At 31.4% G+C, this 16,528-nt stretch carries 13 protein-coding genes and 1 pseudogene; 11 read left to right on the plus strand and 3 right to left on the minus strand.

The features are described from left to right. Window positions 1-3: 3 nt before the first annotated feature. The 4 genes from ACWJKE_RS14830 to ACWJKE_RS14845 all read left to right on the plus strand — a co-directional run bounded on the left by ACWJKE_RS14830 (window position 4) and on the right by ACWJKE_RS14845 (window position 6,249). Window positions 4-1,263, plus strand: a complete 1,260-nt coding sequence (locus ACWJKE_RS14830; protein WP_216302420.1) for an exonuclease SbcCD subunit D — start codon at window positions 4-6, stop codon at window positions 1,261-1,263. Further along, a complete protein-coding gene (locus tag ACWJKE_RS14835) occupies window positions 1,244-4,861 on the plus strand; it encodes an SbcC/MukB-like Walker B domain-containing protein (protein ID WP_462958918.1) in 3,618 nt (1,205 codons plus the stop codon). The genes ACWJKE_RS14830 and ACWJKE_RS14835 overlap by 20 nt, the downstream gene beginning before the upstream one ends. Window positions 4,862-5,300: 439 nt before the next feature. Next, a complete protein-coding gene (locus ACWJKE_RS14840) occupies window positions 5,301-5,600 on the plus strand; it encodes an autorepressor SdpR family transcription factor (RefSeq protein WP_216302422.1) in 300 nt (99 codons plus the stop codon). After that, window positions 5,584-6,249: an SdpI family protein gene (locus ACWJKE_RS14845; protein WP_216302423.1), complete on the plus strand. Its 666-nt coding sequence runs from the start codon at window positions 5,584-5,586 to the stop codon at window positions 6,247-6,249. Before ACWJKE_RS14840 ends, ACWJKE_RS14845 begins: the two co-directional genes overlap by 17 nt. 170 nt (window positions 6,250-6,419) lie before the next feature. Here the strand turns inward: ACWJKE_RS14845 and ACWJKE_RS14850 are convergent, their stop codons facing one another. Beyond that, complete coding sequence (locus ACWJKE_RS14850) at window positions 6,420-6,725, minus strand: hypothetical protein (protein WP_216302424.1); 306 nt, start codon at window positions 6,723-6,725, stop codon at window positions 6,420-6,422. A gap of 256 nt (window positions 6,726-6,981) precedes the next feature. Between ACWJKE_RS14850 and ACWJKE_RS14855 the strand changes: the two genes are divergently transcribed. The 3 genes from ACWJKE_RS14855 to ACWJKE_RS14865 all read left to right on the plus strand — a co-directional run bounded on the left by ACWJKE_RS14855 (window position 6,982) and on the right by ACWJKE_RS14865 (window position 9,917). Next, window positions 6,982-7,476: a VanZ family protein gene (locus tag ACWJKE_RS14855; protein ID WP_216302425.1), complete on the plus strand. Its 495-nt coding sequence runs from the start codon at window positions 6,982-6,984 to the stop codon at window positions 7,474-7,476. Window positions 7,477-7,938: 462 nt separating this feature from the next. Then, the gene (locus ACWJKE_RS14860) at window positions 7,939-8,262 is read left to right on the plus strand and encodes a hypothetical protein (RefSeq protein WP_216302426.1); all 324 of its coding nucleotides are present in this window, start codon (window positions 7,939-7,941) and stop codon (window positions 8,260-8,262) included. Between the two features lie 623 nt (window positions 8,263-8,885). Then, a complete protein-coding gene (locus ACWJKE_RS14865; RefSeq protein ID WP_216302427.1) occupies window positions 8,886-9,917 on the plus strand; it encodes a helix-turn-helix domain-containing protein in 1,032 nt (343 codons plus the stop codon). A gap of 59 nt (window positions 9,918-9,976) precedes the next feature. Here the strand turns inward: ACWJKE_RS14865 and ACWJKE_RS14870 are convergent, their stop codons facing one another. Both ACWJKE_RS14870 and ACWJKE_RS14875 read right to left on the minus strand, forming a co-directional pair. After that, window positions 9,977-10,171, minus strand: a complete 195-nt coding sequence (locus tag ACWJKE_RS14870; RefSeq protein ID WP_216302458.1) for a hypothetical protein — start codon at window positions 10,169-10,171, stop codon at window positions 9,977-9,979. Window positions 10,172-10,300: 129 nt separating this feature from the next. Next, window positions 10,301-10,470: pseudogene (locus ACWJKE_RS14875) on the minus strand (RNA-guided endonuclease TnpB family protein); the annotation flags it as partial. 689 nt (window positions 10,471-11,159) lie between these two features. On the opposite strand from ACWJKE_RS14875, the gene ACWJKE_RS14880 reads away from it, so the two are divergent. From ACWJKE_RS14880 to ACWJKE_RS14895, 4 genes are all read left to right on the plus strand, one after another. Beyond that, on the plus strand, window positions 11,160-11,825 hold the full coding sequence (locus ACWJKE_RS14880) for a response regulator transcription factor (protein WP_216302428.1): 666 nt from the start codon (window positions 11,160-11,162) through the stop codon (window positions 11,823-11,825). Between the two features lie 7 nt (window positions 11,826-11,832). Then, a complete protein-coding gene (locus ACWJKE_RS14885; protein ID WP_216302429.1) occupies window positions 11,833-13,038 on the plus strand; it encodes a sensor histidine kinase in 1,206 nt (401 codons plus the stop codon). Window positions 13,039-13,182: 144 nt separating this feature from the next. Then, window positions 13,183-13,866, plus strand: a complete 684-nt coding sequence (locus ACWJKE_RS14890; protein ID WP_216302430.1) for an ABC transporter ATP-binding protein — start codon at window positions 13,183-13,185, stop codon at window positions 13,864-13,866. Beyond that, window positions 13,863-16,496: an ABC transporter permease gene (locus ACWJKE_RS14895; RefSeq protein ID WP_462958920.1), complete on the plus strand. Its 2,634-nt coding sequence runs from the start codon at window positions 13,863-13,865 to the stop codon at window positions 16,494-16,496. The genes ACWJKE_RS14890 and ACWJKE_RS14895 overlap by 4 nt, the downstream gene beginning before the upstream one ends. The last annotated feature ends 32 nt before the right edge of the window (window positions 16,497-16,528 follow it).

Raw genomic sequence — 16,528 nt, forward strand, 5'->3', positions numbered from 1 at the left:
CAAATGAGGATACTTCATACCTCCGATTGGCATCTGGGGAAGACTTTAGAGCAATACAGTAGACTAGAGGAACAGGAAGAATTTCTAGAAGAATTTATAGAAATAGTTGAAAAAAACAATATAGATTTAGTACTTATAGCTGGAGATATCTATGACAATGGAAATCCACCAGCAAGAGCTGAAAAAATGTTTTATAGCACACTTAAGGATATAACAAGTAGCGGGAAAACTGCAGTGTTAGTTGTGGCAGGTAACCATGATAATCCAGAAAGATTAGTTGCACCGAGCCCTCTTGCATACGGTCATGGGGTGGTACTTTTAGGGGAACCAAAGAGTATAGCAAGGCAAGGCGTATTTGGAGAATTTAACAATGACGGAAAGTGTGATTTTGAAATAATAGAAAGCGGCGAGGGGTACTTAGAGCTTAGTATAAGAGGGGAAAAAGCAGTTATTATAACACTACCTTATCCAAGTGAAAAAAGGTTAAATGAAGTACTTTCAATAGAGATTAATGATGAAGAGAGGCAAAAAAGCTATTCTGACAGAATAGGAGAACTGTTTGAAAATATATCTGATAAATATAGGGAAGATACTGTAAACCTAGCAGTGTCACACCTCTATGTTATGGGTGGAGAGGAAAGTGGGTCAGAGAGAAGTATACAACTAGGGGGAAGTCTTTCAGTTTCACCATCTAAATTCCCAAAGAAAGCTCAGTACTCAGCCTTGGGTCATCTTCATAGACCACAGAAAGTGCCAGGAACTAAGGGGATGATAAGATACTGCGGATCCCCAATTCAATATAGCAAAAGCGAAATAAACTATAGCAAGGGAGCGTACCTCGTAGATGTTAAAGCTGGGGGCGAAGCGGAAGTCTCACAAATAATGTTTAGAAACTACAAGCCTATAGAAGTATGGAAATGTAACAGCACCGAGGAAGCGATAGAAAAATGCAAAAGTGAGGGCGAAAGAAACATTTGGGTATACCTTGAAATAAAGACAAAAGAAATAATAAGCACCGAAAACATAAAAGAAATGAAAAGACTTAGACCTGATATAGTTTCCATAGAGCCAATACTTGAGGGGATAGAACGCGAAGCAGATTTAGAGGAAAGCCTAAGGGAAAAATCCATGGAGGAAATGTTTAGAGAATATTTTACAAAGGCAAAAGGTGGGCTAGAGCCATCGGATGAAATTATGGAATTATTTTTAAACATAGCATTAGATGAAGAGGAGGAACCCAAAGATGAAACCAGTAAATCTTAAAATAAAGGGGCTAAATTCGTTTGTACAGCAACAAACTATTGAATTTTCAAAACTTACGGAAAAAGGACTTTTCGGTATCTTCGGTCCAACAGCTAGTGGTAAATCCACAATTTTAGATGGGATAACCATAGCTCTTTATGGAAAAGTATCCAGAGACACCAAAGAGTTTGTAAACACAGAAACAAATGTTGTAGAAATAAGCTTCGATTTTGAAATAGGACTAGGGGAAACCCGAAAACTATATAGAGCAGAAAGAAGCATAAAGAGATTAAAAACTGGAAACTTCAAAACTGCTTATGCAAGGCTTATAGAAATAAATAAGGAAAATGCTGATGAAAACAAGGTACTAGCAGAAGGACCAAAGGACATCGACACGAAAATCATAGAAATAATAGGACTGAAAGTTGAGGATTTTACAAGGTCAGTCGTGTTACCTCAAGGTAAATTCAATGAATTTTTAAAGCTTACAGGAAAAGAAAGAAGAAATATGCTAGAGCGAATATTTGCCTTAGAAAAATACGGTACCAAGCTTTATGAAAAAATAAGATCAGTTAGAAATGAAAACCTAAAGACTCAAACTATGATTCAGGGGGAAATGAAGGGATATGAAGATGTAGGTGAAGAAGGCCATAATGAAATAAAATCCGTACTAGATGGTTTAAAGCAGGAAGAAAAACAAATTAAGGCTGATAAAAAAACTGTGGATAAAGAGTACGAGGAATATAAAACTATCTGGGAGCTACAACAAGAAAAAAGCCAGTATGTAAAAAAAGAAGCTGACTTAAATAAACAAGTACCAGAAATAAAAAATAAAAAAGAAAAATTTACGAGGGGAAGTTCAGCATTAAATGTAAAACCCTATATTGACAATGTATATGAAACTAAGAAAAGATTAGCGATAAACAAGGATACACTTCAAAAACTAAGCAGTGCTTTTTTAGTTGTATGTCAAAAGCTGAATATTACAAAAACTTCTTATGATAAAGCGTGGACTGATAAAAACAATAAACTTCCTATTTTAATTGAAAAGGAAGTAAGTCTTAAACAAGCTACGAATATTGAAGAGAAAATAAGCTATCTAGCGGGGGAAAAAGATATCCTTTTAAAACAGCATAAAGAGATTAGAAGCAATATAAGTGAGAAAAATCTAAAAAGTGCAATTATTGTTACCAATAAGTCGAAAATAGAAAATCAATTGGGCGTTACTGAAGAAAAACTAAGTGGAATAGAAATACCACCAGAATATAGAGAAAAATTGTATAATGCCTATAACAGTGAACTAGAAGTTTCGGCCGCAACGAAAAATGTACAAGAGCTTAAGAAAAAAGGGGAAGATTTAAAGAAGGGTGCACATACCACAAAGTTAATGCATAGAGAAGCTATTATACTTAAGGAAAGCAAACAAAATAAACTAGTTCTTTTAGAAGAAAAAAGTAAGAAAATAGCAAATAATTTCCCGGGAGATAATAATTTGTTGCTAGAAAAACAGGAGGCCTATAGTTCGCTACGGGATACCCTAGAGAAAGCTGTAGAAAACCATAAAATAAAGGGTGAACTACAAGGGAAATATAGAAATATTAACATTGAAACCGAAAAAGGTAGGTTAAATCTAAAAAATGCAGAAGAATCTATAGAAAGTGTGAAAGCTCAGCTTAAAATTATAGAAGGTGAGATAAAGGAAATAGAACAAGCTAACATGGCAGCAGTTTTAGCCTCTAGTTTAAAAGAGGGAGACGAACTTGGTAAGCCAAGACTATGCCCAGTGTGTGGGTCGGAGCATCATCCAAAAGTAGCAGAGCTAATAGTGAATACTGGTTTAGAAACTAAGAAGAGTTTAAAGCAAAGTGGAGAGTTAAACTTAGAAAATTTATCTAAAGATTATCAAAAAGAGCAAATAAAACTTGTGAGGTTAATAAGCGATGAGGAGTATATAAATAGCCAATTAGAAATAGTTAATGTTAAGCTTCACGACATAAACATTGAGGAGCTTCGCCGCGAGAAAGATGCAAGAGAATCCTCATTAATTCAATTTAAGGAAAACTTAGAAGTCTACAACAAGCAAAAAACTGAGATAGACTTAGAGCTAAATAAGCTACGTGATGAAAAAAGCAAAGTAGATATGGAAGAAGTAAAACTTGGAGAAGGTTTAAGAAAAGAAAACGAAGCGCTAATAGTAATAGATGAAGAGTTGTCTATTGCAGAAGGCAGATTAAAGCTGCTGCGCGAAAAGCATGAGCTTTTAAAAGTAGATTTGCTTAATCAGGAGAGTTCATTTAAGCAAAATCAAAGTGGTAGTATAACATCAGTATCCATAAAGGAAAAAATTCAGCAACTTAAAGATATAGACAATGAGGTAATAAAACTAACTGCCATGGCAAGGAAGCTTCGAGTAGAGCTAGTAACATTAGAAAAGGAAGCATCTGACGTAGACAAGTGCTTAAGGGATCTTACCACTTCAAAAACGGAAATAGAAACCAGCGGTAAGGAAAAGAAGGCAGAAATAGACCGTTTGACTATCCAAATAGTTGAACTCTGTGGATTTACCCCCGAGATGGATCGTACACCTAAAATTGAAATAGAGAAGGTGAAAAATGAAATAAAGGATATAACATCTATTGAGGCTAGTTTAAAAGATATTTTAGAAAAAGAAAATATAGAAAAGCAAAGATTAGACACTCAAAAAACCAGTGAAGAAAACAAAAGCGAAATGCTTTTAAAGATGCTAGAAGATGGAGAAAAAAAATTAGACATAGCTCTTAAAGAAAATTCCTTTGAAAATGCTGAAATAGCTTGTCTTTATTTAATTTCAAGAGGAGACTTGTTACTAATTGAAAAAGAAATAAAACAGTATGAAGAATCTAAACGTAGCATAATAGATAATTTACAAAGAGTAGAAAATTTACTTAATGGAAAAGAAATAGACGCTACACTCTTTGAAGAGGTAAAAGAAAAAAGAGAAGTACTTGGGAAGATTTTAGAAGAAAAAACCAAAGCAATAGGAGCTCAATATAGGGCCCTTGAGGAAATGGAAAGAAAGCTACTAGAAGTTAAAAACCTTATAATAAAGAGAAGCGCTATAGAACACAAGCTTAGTCTTTTAAGAGAAATTGACACGTTAATTCAAGGGAATAAATTTGTGGAATATGTTGCTATGAAGCAGCTAAAATACATATCTATGGAAGCCTCAAAACGATTAAAAGACATAACAAGAGGACGTTACGCATTGGAGCTTGATTCTGATGGAGCCTTTGTAATGAGGGATGATTTTAATGGAGGAACAAGACGTGAAACCAATACATTGTCCGGTGGAGAAACCTTCTTAACTTCACTATGTCTTGCGCTTGCGCTGTCTTCACAAATTCAGTTAAAAGGGAGTGCTCCACTAGAGTTCTTCTTCTTAGATGAAGGATTTGGTACACTAGACACGAATCTTCTAGAAGTAGTAATGAACTCACTTGAAAAACTTCATTCAAGTACATTATCTGTGGGAATAATAAGTCATGTGGAGGAGCTTCGCAGTAGAGTGCCTGTAAAACTAATAGTTACGCCGTCAGAGCAGGGACAGGGAGGAAGCAAGGTAAAGCTAGAGTATACGTAAGAGTATGAAATTTCTCCTATATGAATTGAAATAAGAATTCGCTAGCCTGACTTCCTGCCAGGCTCACGATAATTTTATATTGGCAAAAGGAGAATTTCTAAATGAAATTTCAATTGTCTTTTCACCTCTTATTTCAAGTCATTACGGAGAAAGTTCATACTGTTAATGTGTAGTTATTCTACGTGACTTACAGGCGAACTCTAGACAAGAAGTTCTAAAAGAAATGAGAGAGAAGACTTAAAGCCTACCGGCTTAAAAACTTTTTGGATGAAGCGTATGGAATTTGAACTGAAGGGGGGAGCAACAAGCTTTATTCATAATTATTCTACCTATATTGATAGCATAGGATTTGTAATAAGAAAAGATTGACATTTTAAAAAATTAGCAATACAATTAGACTGTTGTTTAAATATCTAATTGTATTAAAGGAGAAATTAATATGTCAATTCTCAATTTACCATTTAAAGCACTTGCAGATCCAACAAGGAGAAAAATTATTTTATTATTAAAAGATGGTGATTTGACTGCAGGGGAAATAGCAGAGCATTTTGATATGACTAAGCCAAGTATTTCTCACCATCTTAATGCATTAAAGCAATCATTGCTTGTAACCGATCAGCGCAAGGGGCAATATATTTATTATTCGCTTGATACTACGGTATTCCAGGAAGTAACTAATTGGTTCTTTAATACAGCACATGTTAATGAAGGAGGAGTTGAAAATGAAAAAGATAAATAATATTTTGAAGAAAGATTGGTTAATTTTAATTCTTATTGTATTAGGGTTTGCACTTGGAGCATATTTCTATCCATCACTCCCTGATAGAGTACCAACACACTGGAATCATAAAGGGCAAATAGATGGTTATGGTAGCAAATTATTCGGAACTTTCGGCCTTCCATTAATAAATTTAGGAATTTATTTATTATTTATTCTGCTTCCTTATATAGATCCTAAAAGAAAAAATTATGATGGGTTTCATTCAACTTATCAATATTTAAAGTACCTACTAGTTATATTTTTACTTGGCATAGAAGTGACTACACTTTTAATAGCTACAGGAGTTGTAATAAATCAGTCAGTTTTTATACCAATATTGGGTTCATTGCTATTTATTTCAATAGGAAATGTTATGGGAAGAATTAAATACAACTATTTTGTAGGAATAAAAAATCCTTGGACTTTAGCAAATGAAGAAGTGTGGAGAAAAACTCATAGGATGGCTGCACCAGTATGGGTTATAGGAGGTATCCTAAATATATTATTAGCTATTACAGGAATAAGTTTCAATGGAATAGCTTTCATAATTATTGTAGTAGCAATTATAGTTGTGCCAACTGTATATTCATATGTTGTTTTCCAAAAGATTGGCAATATAGATAAATAAGGATGAAACATGCAGGTTATACTATAAAAAAATTACTAGAATTGTGTATTTCGTACGGTTAAATGCCTTAATAACGATCTATGGACATATAGCTGAACTTAACGACCTCAATGTATAATATACAAACTATTTATTTTTGGACGAGAATAAGCTTTTAGTAACTTAGTTATTTAATTTTTTTGTAATTTTGAATAACTAGTTAAACAGATTACACATATTCCATCTACGATAACAGTTATACTAATTATTATAACTGTTATCGTAGATGAGCATATAGAAAATATTATAGGTGAAAAAAGTAAGTTTAAAGGTATAATTATAATAACAAATCTGATTAATATTTTTTTTAGATGGTCAATAGTATCATTGGTAATATTAAACTTGTTAATTGCATACTTACTAACTTTACTTGAAAATAAATTTATTAAGCCGATTATAACTATAAAATTAAATATAAATAATAAAACCGTGGTCATATTATCATCTCCCTATTCTAAATGAAAATTTTCCGAAATATTCTATGTGAGAATTTATCTCATTATCAACTTCCTTAAGTGGTTTTACATATGCATGTATTAGTTAATACTTCAGCTTCTCAGGAGATGCTTTAACAGTATTTATTTAATTATACTATTTTTACTATAAAGTTGGTATAAAAAACAAAAGAAAAAATTAATAGTTTCAATTCTCAAAAACCGCAGTAAGGGTCAATTTTCAATTAAAAGAGAGATTGTGTTAAACCTTTTCTTTCTTTATATTCTCTGTTTTATAGGAATAACTTTATTCCCTTTATTTATAAACTGGACTGGTCAAAAGGGTAATGTTTCAATAAATGTTGTACCAGTCTTTAATACGGTAAAGGATGTTTCTAGTATTAGGCAAAATCCCGAAATGCAAAGTTTTATGATTAAATTTTGGATTAAGAATATTTTGGGTAATACGTTGCTACTATTTCCGTTCGGTTTATTACTCCCAATACTATGGAGAAAGTTTGATAATATGAAAAATACAATTTTAATTTCATTTTTGTTTTCTTTAGGCATAGAAATTGTTCAACTTTTATCTTACTATGTAGGCAATTTCGGAAGGTCATTTGATATTGATGACATAATATTAAATACATTCGGTGCTTGGATAGGATATATGTTTTACAAGAAAATTGTACTCAAATTGATTAATAAACAGTTTCTAAATGGCATTCATAGGAATGTAGGTTATAGTAAATAAATGTTTTATGGCAGAATGTATAAGTATAATTTTTAGTAGCCTATACGTGTTTTCCTTAAATAATCCATTAATCGTATTTTTACAATATTTTAGCTATCATAAAATATTATATTTCATAATGATTAGGGAAAAGTTTATTGGCTTGTATTAAATGGACAAGCCAATTTTAGATGTATTATCATCATTATTGTCTAACATAGCCATTAAATAAAATTTAACTAAATTTAACTAAAATTTAACTGTTTTGCACTTCATGACAGCTTAGTTGGCACTACTCCTATAAGGAACAAGAAATAAAAGCTCCTGGACCACCAGGAGCTTAACTAATGCCTAAACATATAGTTAAGAAATATTTGGAATTCAAGCAGAGACATACAACTATATTAATATTTACCATATAATGTTAATATAAGAGAGTGTTATTTATACGTTAAACTAATGGTTAGGAGGGATTTTTACTATATGGATAAAAGTAAAATAGTAAAATATTTCTGGTTCTGTTTAGAACAGGTTTTTTATGGATATTTGATCTGGTTGCATATGTCATTTGTATTAATACTAGCTTCATCCTATGTAACAAAAAATTATCTTATGGGTATGGTGGTAATATTTTTTTTATACACCCCTTTCCATGTCTTTATTCACAAAAACCCTTATGGAGTTAAAAAAACTCACTTTAATAAAAATATAAACTTAATACAAGTTTTAATGCAAATGCTTATTTTTTCACTTCTAATGTTAAATTTTGGAGATGCTATTTCGTTCTTAAAAAACTGGTGCAAATAGAATTTGCACTAGTTTTTTGTAAACATATTATTTTGGTGAATTAAAAAGAGGAAAGCAGGAGTGAAAAATTATTGATTTATTAAGTATAAAAGATATTAGAAAGCTACCAAGTAGTAAATACTCGGTAGATTTATTAGGATGTTTCAAAAATAACTGTATACATATTTAGTTTTGAAACGTCTTAGATTTTGGGTAATACGTTGCTACTATTTCCGTTCGGTTTATTACTCCAATATTATGGAGAAAGTAAGCTATTTTAGAAGCTGGATTGTGTGCACCAAATGCTTTAGCTAACTCGCGTATTGTTGAGTTAAGAAATATGGTGACTTAACGGCGAAAAAGTATTATGATTAGGAACGCTGAATCGTATCATAAGTAACGGAGGTTGTTTTTAGCTTTAACCATTGATATAAAATGGTTAAGGCTATGCTTGCAAGTGGAAATACTGTATCATAAGTAAGATTCTAAATGTTTTTATTAGGAAAATTAAATTAACTAATAGTTAATTTTTATGAATAAAAGATGAAAATTCTTCAATTGTTTAAATTATATAGATTTGATATCAGTTAATTAACGAAGTCCTAATTTAATTAAATGTACAAAAAAATGGAGGAGTTAATTTTATGAGAATAAGTGAGGTTATTAGAAATTATAGAAAAAAGGAAAATCTTACTCAAGAGCAAGTTGCTAATTATTTAAATATAAGTACACCAGCAGTAAATAAGTGGGAAAATGGAATATCATGCCCAGATATAGCACTGTTAGCACCTCTTGCACGTGTTTTAAAAATTGATGTTAATACATTATTGGCATTTAATGAGGAATTAACAGATGTAGAAGTAAAAAAGCTTACAAAAGAGGTAGGTGAAATGGCATCAAAAGAGGGACTCCAAAAGGCTTTTGAAAAGGCCAGTGATTTAATTAAAAAATATCCAAATTGTGATGAGTTGATATATTGGATATCAGTAGTATTAAGAATATATTTATTAGGGCCTCAAATTGAGGAAAAAGATAAGTATGAAAGGAAAATCATCGTTTGGCTTGAACTTGTAGCAACAAGTAGTAAAGAAAAGACAGCTTCTATGGCAAAATTAGAATTATCAGCAATGTATAGGGCTAAAAAAGAGTATAAAAAAGCTCAAGAATTATTAGATAAAATTCCAGAAGTAGAGGTGGATAAAAAAATTCAACAGGCATTATTATATGAAAGTAGCGGGAAAATTGATGAAGCTTATGGCATTTATGAGGGTGAATTAAGGAAAAATGCTCATGAAACCTTTGGGGCGTTATCTCTAATGATAAATCTGTCATATAAAGAAAAGAAATTTAGTGAAGCAGAAGAATACATAGAGCGTGCTAAAAAGGTCGCTGATGCATTTGATTTAGGAGCATACCATAAATATTCGTTAGATTTATGGTATGCAAAAGAAAAACAGGATAAAGATAAAGCTATAGAAATGATTATAAATATGGTAAATGAAGCACGTAGCATGGATGATGCTATGAAGTCAAAACTATATAAGCATATGAAATTTAATGTGACCAACAGTTGGGGCAAAGATAAATATGAAAGATTAGTAAAAGGGGCATTTAAAAAAGACAAAACCCTTGATTTTGCCAAAAATGATCCTAGGATAAAATCTCTATTGGACTAAGACTAATTTTCTTATATATCGTTGCAAACATTCAGAATAGTAAAAAAAAGACAAGAACACTAACTGTTCTCGCCTTCATCTGATAATATTTTTTTTCTTTCTGAAATTAACTGCTCTATTGATTCCAGGTCTTCCATGGTTGCGTGATTGCGTATAAATGATTTGCAACTGCTCCTACTCTTTAGATAACTAGAATATTTCCTATTCTTTTCTTCCCAATTTTGATTGTATATTGTTCTTTTGCTTTTTTCCACTTTACTCACTCCAAATCAAGATATTTTTTTAATTACATTATAACTCTCAATCAATATAGCTAATGCTACAAGTTTATTCAAGCTATCAAGGTCATTCCAACCTCTCTAACAATATATCTTTTATTACATTGCTATTATTATTTTTCTACCATACCATCTAGCTTTATACTCTAACATTCTTCTAAATTCTGCGAAGCTAGCATCAGCTATTGATTAGCTATTTTTTTATGTGATTTTGCTGCTTTTATTTTAGCTTTCTTTCTGTTGCTACTACCTTTTTGTTTCCTTGACAATTCCTTTTAAAGTTTAGATACATAAATTATACTTTAGTAATTCTCTATTTAATATAATAATCCTTTAAGAAATTGACTATGACATTATTTAGATAAATTTCTTTGTCGATTCACTTTTCATATGCAAAGTGAATATGGCATACTTATGTTGTTGGGAGGTCAAGGCAATACGTCAGCCAGTTACTAAAAGAATCAAAGCTAATTCCTGTTAAAAAATCAAAGAAAAGCACATTGTTTAGCAGGTCAGAAGTTATGGAATTTTATAAAAAGAGAGATTAATTTTCTCTCTTTTTTCATGTATTTAACTAACTTGTTTTTAGCAAGGGAATGGCTTTTTTATATAATATAATAACTTTAAAATGTACTAGGGGTATGGCACCGATTCGCGGTGCGTCCCGACAGGGTGTATATTCTAACAGGTGGGAATCCTGCCACTTAATCTATAAATTATTTTTATACCACAATCAACAAAAGTATAAAACTATTTACATTTTGTTTAGGTTAGTATTAAAAAAAATTGTAGAAAAACTTTTTACATTATGGAGTCATTATTATGAGGAAATTTCTTGGTGCGTTGTTATGTTCTATGAACCTTGCTATACTATTAAACACTACGGTAGAAAAATTATTTATACTTGAAAGTTAAAAAGAAAAATAGTGTGATTATTAAATGTAAAGGTTAAGGAGGTTAGAGAATGCTTAAGATTTTTTTGATTGAAGATGATGAAACAATTGCTTTAGGTATAAAGTCATTTTTATTGAGAAATAGTTATAAAGTTATCCATGCAGAGAATTTAAAAAAAGGGAAAGAGCTTTTTAAAACAGACATTGACATAATATTACTAGATTTAAATTTACCTGATGGGTCAGGTTTTGATTTTTGCCGCTATGTAAAAGAAATTAAAGACATTCCTATTATTTTTCTTACTATTAGGGATGAAGAATGCGATATTGTAAAAGGACTAGATATTGGAGGGGATGACTACATAACCAAGCCTTTTAAATTAAGTGTTTTGCATTCTCGTATATTGGCTGTTTTGCGGAGAACTGTAAAACAGCAGATACAAGAAGATGTTCTATGGTGTGGGAATATTAAAATGATTAAATCAGAAACAAAGGTATATAAAAATAATCTCGAAATAGAACTTACAATTGGTGAATATAATCTATTTCAACAACTATTAGAAAATAAAAACCGTACTTTAACACGAGGGATTTTATTGGAAAAACTGTGGGATAGCGATGGGGAATTTGTAAATGATAATACATTATCAGTAGCTATAAAGCGTCTTCGTCAAAAACTTACGAATAATACAATTATAAAAACAGTGAGAGGAATAGGTTATAGGTTGGATGAGTAAGGGGAATATGAATAAAAAGAAATTTACTGTATGGATGGTTATTAGTTTTTTATGTATAACAATTTTTTCTATTATACTTGGAGATTTCATTTTTAAGCAGACAGAGAAGCTTTTTTATGAAAAAGCTGCACAGCTTATAGCGTTTGGTGTTAAGGCTGATCCTAATATTGAACAAGTATTGGTATCATCGCTAAAAACTAATAATATAACAGAAATTAATAAAGGGAAAAAAATATTAGAGCACTATGGATATAGTGAAGATTTTTTATATGGTTCTTATAATAATCGTAAAAGTTTTAATATAGTTACGGTTGGTATTTTGTTTTTGATCACTTTACTCTTTTTTTGTTTTGGAGGATTTCTGATAGGTCTAAATCATATAAAGCGTAAACGTATCGATAATCTTGCAGAATATCTTTACGCTATCAACGAAGGAAATTATAGAATAAATCCTCAGAAGAAAGAAGACGAATTCTCTATTTTAGAAGATGAACTATATAAAACAGTTGTGCTTCTTAGAGAAACCAGAGAAAAAGAAAGGAAAGAAAAAGAAAAATTAACAAATTACCTTGCAGATATTTCTCACCAAATGAAAACGCCACTTACGTCAATGTCACTTATGATTGAATTATTAGATGATAGGCCTATAAATGGGGAGGATGCTTTGTATATTGAGCGTATTTCAGCTCAGATATACCGTCTTAATCATTTGGTTTCGTCATTGTTAATACTTTCTAAACTAGATGTAGGAACCTTAACATTAGAATGTAAATGGATTAATGTTTATGAATTGGTATGTACTGCTGTTGAGCCATTAATCTTAATGATAGAAAAAAAGGAGCAACAACTTTCTATTCAAGAGGATAGTGATGTAGCTTTTATGGGAGATTTTTATTGGAACAATGAAGTTATCTTAAATGTTGTTAAAAACTGTGTAGAACATACACCATGTGGAGGAGAGATTTCCATAGTCTATGAACAAAACCCTATTTGCACACAAATTATTATTGAAGATAATGGAGAAGGATTTCATAAGAAGGATGTACCACACTTATTTACTAGATTTTACAAAGGTAAAAATTCAGCCAAAGATAGTGTAGGAATAGGACTTGCTCTTGCTCAATCTATAGTTAAGAAACAAAACGGTGAAATTCGAGCAGAAAATAAAAAAATAGGGGGAGCGCGATTCACAATTAAGTTTTATTCGAATTAATTACATTTCAGAAGGAAATGAATTGATTGTAAGCAGTGTCACCGAACGGTCACTTAACAAAGATATAATGGGGTTAGAAGAAAATAAGGACTAAAATAACTAAATGTTATGATAGCAGGCCTTATTAAAGAGGGGGAGAATATTTTGGAAATATTAAGAACTGAAAATCTTACAAAAACCTATGGAATGGGTGATACAAAGGTAACTGCATTGGATAATTTAAATTTGAGGATAAACAAAGGACAATTTGTTGCAATAATTGGATCAAGTGGATCAGGAAAATCTACACTTCTTCATATGTTAGGGGGAGTGGATAACCCTACAAAAGGAAAAATATATATCGATGACATTGATATTTCATCAATGAATGAGACTGAATTAGCTTTATTTAGAAGGCGGAAAGTAGGAATAATATATCAGTTTTATAATCTTATTCCTACACTAAATGTAGAAAAAAACATATTATTGCCTATGCTGCTGGATGGTAAAAAACCTAAAAAAGAAGAATTTGATAAGATTGTAAAAATGCTTGGTTTAAACGAAAGGCTTAGTCATCTACCAAATCAGCTTTCAGGAGGTCAGCAACAAAGAGTTGCTATAGCACGAGCATTAATTTATAGACCGTCTATTATTCTAGCAGATGAACCTACTGGAAATCTTGACAGAGCAAATACAGAAGCTATTCTTGAGATGTTGAGGGTTTCAAATAAAGAGTATAATCAGACTATGATATTGATTACGCATGACGAAAAAATTGCATTATCAGCAGATAGAGTGATTACAATTGAGGATGGTAGAATTGTGTCAGATGAGGTAATTAAAAAATGAAAATTATGAATGAATACACATATAACCATATGAAAAAGAATAAGCGACATACAATTTCTATACTAGTTGCTATTATAATTGCTTCAGCACTTCTATGCTCACTATGTATATTTATACATTCTAAATGGGAAACAAAATTAACCACAACAATTGAAAATACAGGTTATTGGAATGGGGAATTAGGCGACCCTATATCTGGTGATAAATTAAAATATGTCACAGAAAATCCCGAGGTTGAAGCCACGATGATTAAAGGACAGTGGGTTACTGCTAAACTTTCCAATACAAAACGTCCGTATCTATCACTGAGAGATGCTAATACAAATTTTTGGCTAGACATGGGTTTAAAAAACACTCTTACTGAAGGTAAACTTCCTAAAAAATCCGGAGAAATTGTTGTATCAAAATTATTCTTCGCGGATAATCCTTCATATAAAATTGGCGATAAGTTGACTCTTCCTACCGGTAATCGAATGCTTGGTAGTGAACTAATTAGACCTAATGATTACAAACAATCAGGCGAGAAGTTTAAGACAACAGAAACTAATATATATACCATAGTTGGAGAATTGGATATTTCCGCGAGTTCTGCATACCCCGGATATATCGCCATGGGATACTTGGATACTTCGCGCATCAAGCCGGAAGATGAACTTACGGTTTATATGCGTTTTGTGAACCCTCGCACAATCTATGAAACATTACCGCAGATTGCGAAATCTACGGGATTAACCAAAAATGAACATGGAGAGTATCCAGTTAGGCATAATACGCCTTTATTAACTTTATATGGGATTAGCGATAAAAGTGGTGCAAACACTCAAATCATTATGATGATAGCAATGGCAATAACAATTATGTTACTAGTTATGGGGTCATTTATTCTTATTATCTATAATGCATTTTCTTTATCTGCTAACAGCAGGATTAAGGAACTAAGTATTCTGAAAAGTTTAGGAGCAACTCCAAGGCAAATTAAGTCTTCTGTTCTCTATGAAGGACTTTTACTCTGGATTATTCAATTACCAATTGGTATCATGATAGGATATATATTTAGTAATATTGTGTTTTCTAAAGTTAATAAAATTCTTAGTGTTACAGAAGATTATAGGAATGCATATGTTTCTTTTTCATGGGTAGTAGTTGGTTTTTCCATCATAATCTCATTGATTACTATTTTAGTTTCAGCATATATTCCTGCAAGAAAAATGATGAAAGTATCTGCTATTACTGGAATACGTCAGAATAGTACCAAAGTAAAATTAAAAAAACAAAAAGCCCACTTAATAATCAAAAAAATATTTGGTATAGAAGGTGAACTAGCAATATCACAATTTTCAGCTAACAAAAAGGCTTTGCGTACGGCTGTATTGTCTCTTTCAATGTGTTTTATCTTAATAGCGGGGTATATGAACATTATAGCCATCTTCAATTTAGTCAATTCTAAAAACGCTAAAATACCTACTCATGATATGAAGATTAGCCTAAAAATGATTGATAAACCAAGTGATAAGATGATAAATGAAGTTACTTCTCTGCCTGAAGTTAAAGATAGTGTCATTAGAAGACAGGTACGTACTTCAACTTATGTAACATCAAAACAGGAGTCAGATGTTTTTGCTAAATATGGAGGATTTGCTAAGGTACCCTCCAAACATAATATATATAGTAAGAATGGAAAGCATAGAATTATAACAAATTTAGTTGGATTAAGCGATAAATCTTTTAAAAAGTATTGTGAAAAAATTGGTGCTGATGACGAATCATATTATAAGGATGGTGTGACAACAGGAGTATTATTAGATAGCACACGTTATGTATCAGAGAATTCAAAAGTTGTGCAAAAAATACCATTGTTAAATATAAAAGAAGGCGATAAGCTAGTAATAAACGAAAAAATAGAAAATGATATGAATACAAATTATAAATTTAATGCTCAAGTGGGCCATGTTACAGAGATTTCTCCCTCTGAGCTAGAAATGGGTGGATACAGCTTAGCATATATAGTTCCTATGAAAACCTATCAGCAACTAGTTAGTAATTTTATGCCAGAACGCGTGCTTGAATCTAGTAGTATGGCAATTGATTTATTGGTTGTTGATGGCGCTAGCCCACGTGTGAAGAAAGAACTGACTCGAATTTGCAGTTCTTATCTTGGATCCGAAGATTTTAGTATATGGAGTCTACTCGAAGAAAAAAATAATGACAAACTGATTCAAAAAGCCGTTTCTATTGGTATTTTCTCTGTAGCCATAATGTTTGGAATAATTGGCATTATTAATGCTTTTTCTACCATTTCTAATAATCTTAGACTGCGCAAAAGAGAATTTGCTATGCTTCGGGCAGTAGGATTAACACCAAAGGGATTAAATAAAATGTTGATGATAGAAGGTTTGTTTTTTGCATTAACACCAATTATTGTTAGCATACCAATAGTATTATTTATTTGTTGGTATATGTTAAGATTAACGTTAATCACATGGTCTGAGTTTATATCTGTTTTTCCAGTTGTACCAATTTTAACGTATGCTATGCTTATAATTGCATCTATATTTTTGGCGTATGAGATTTCTTCAACAGGCGTTAAAAAAAGTAATGTAATAGAATCAATCAAAGACGAAATAGTATAATCAATGCGATAACAATTTAGAATTGTGTTTAA

It is taken from the genome of Clostridium sp. CM036, assembly GCF_055081135.1.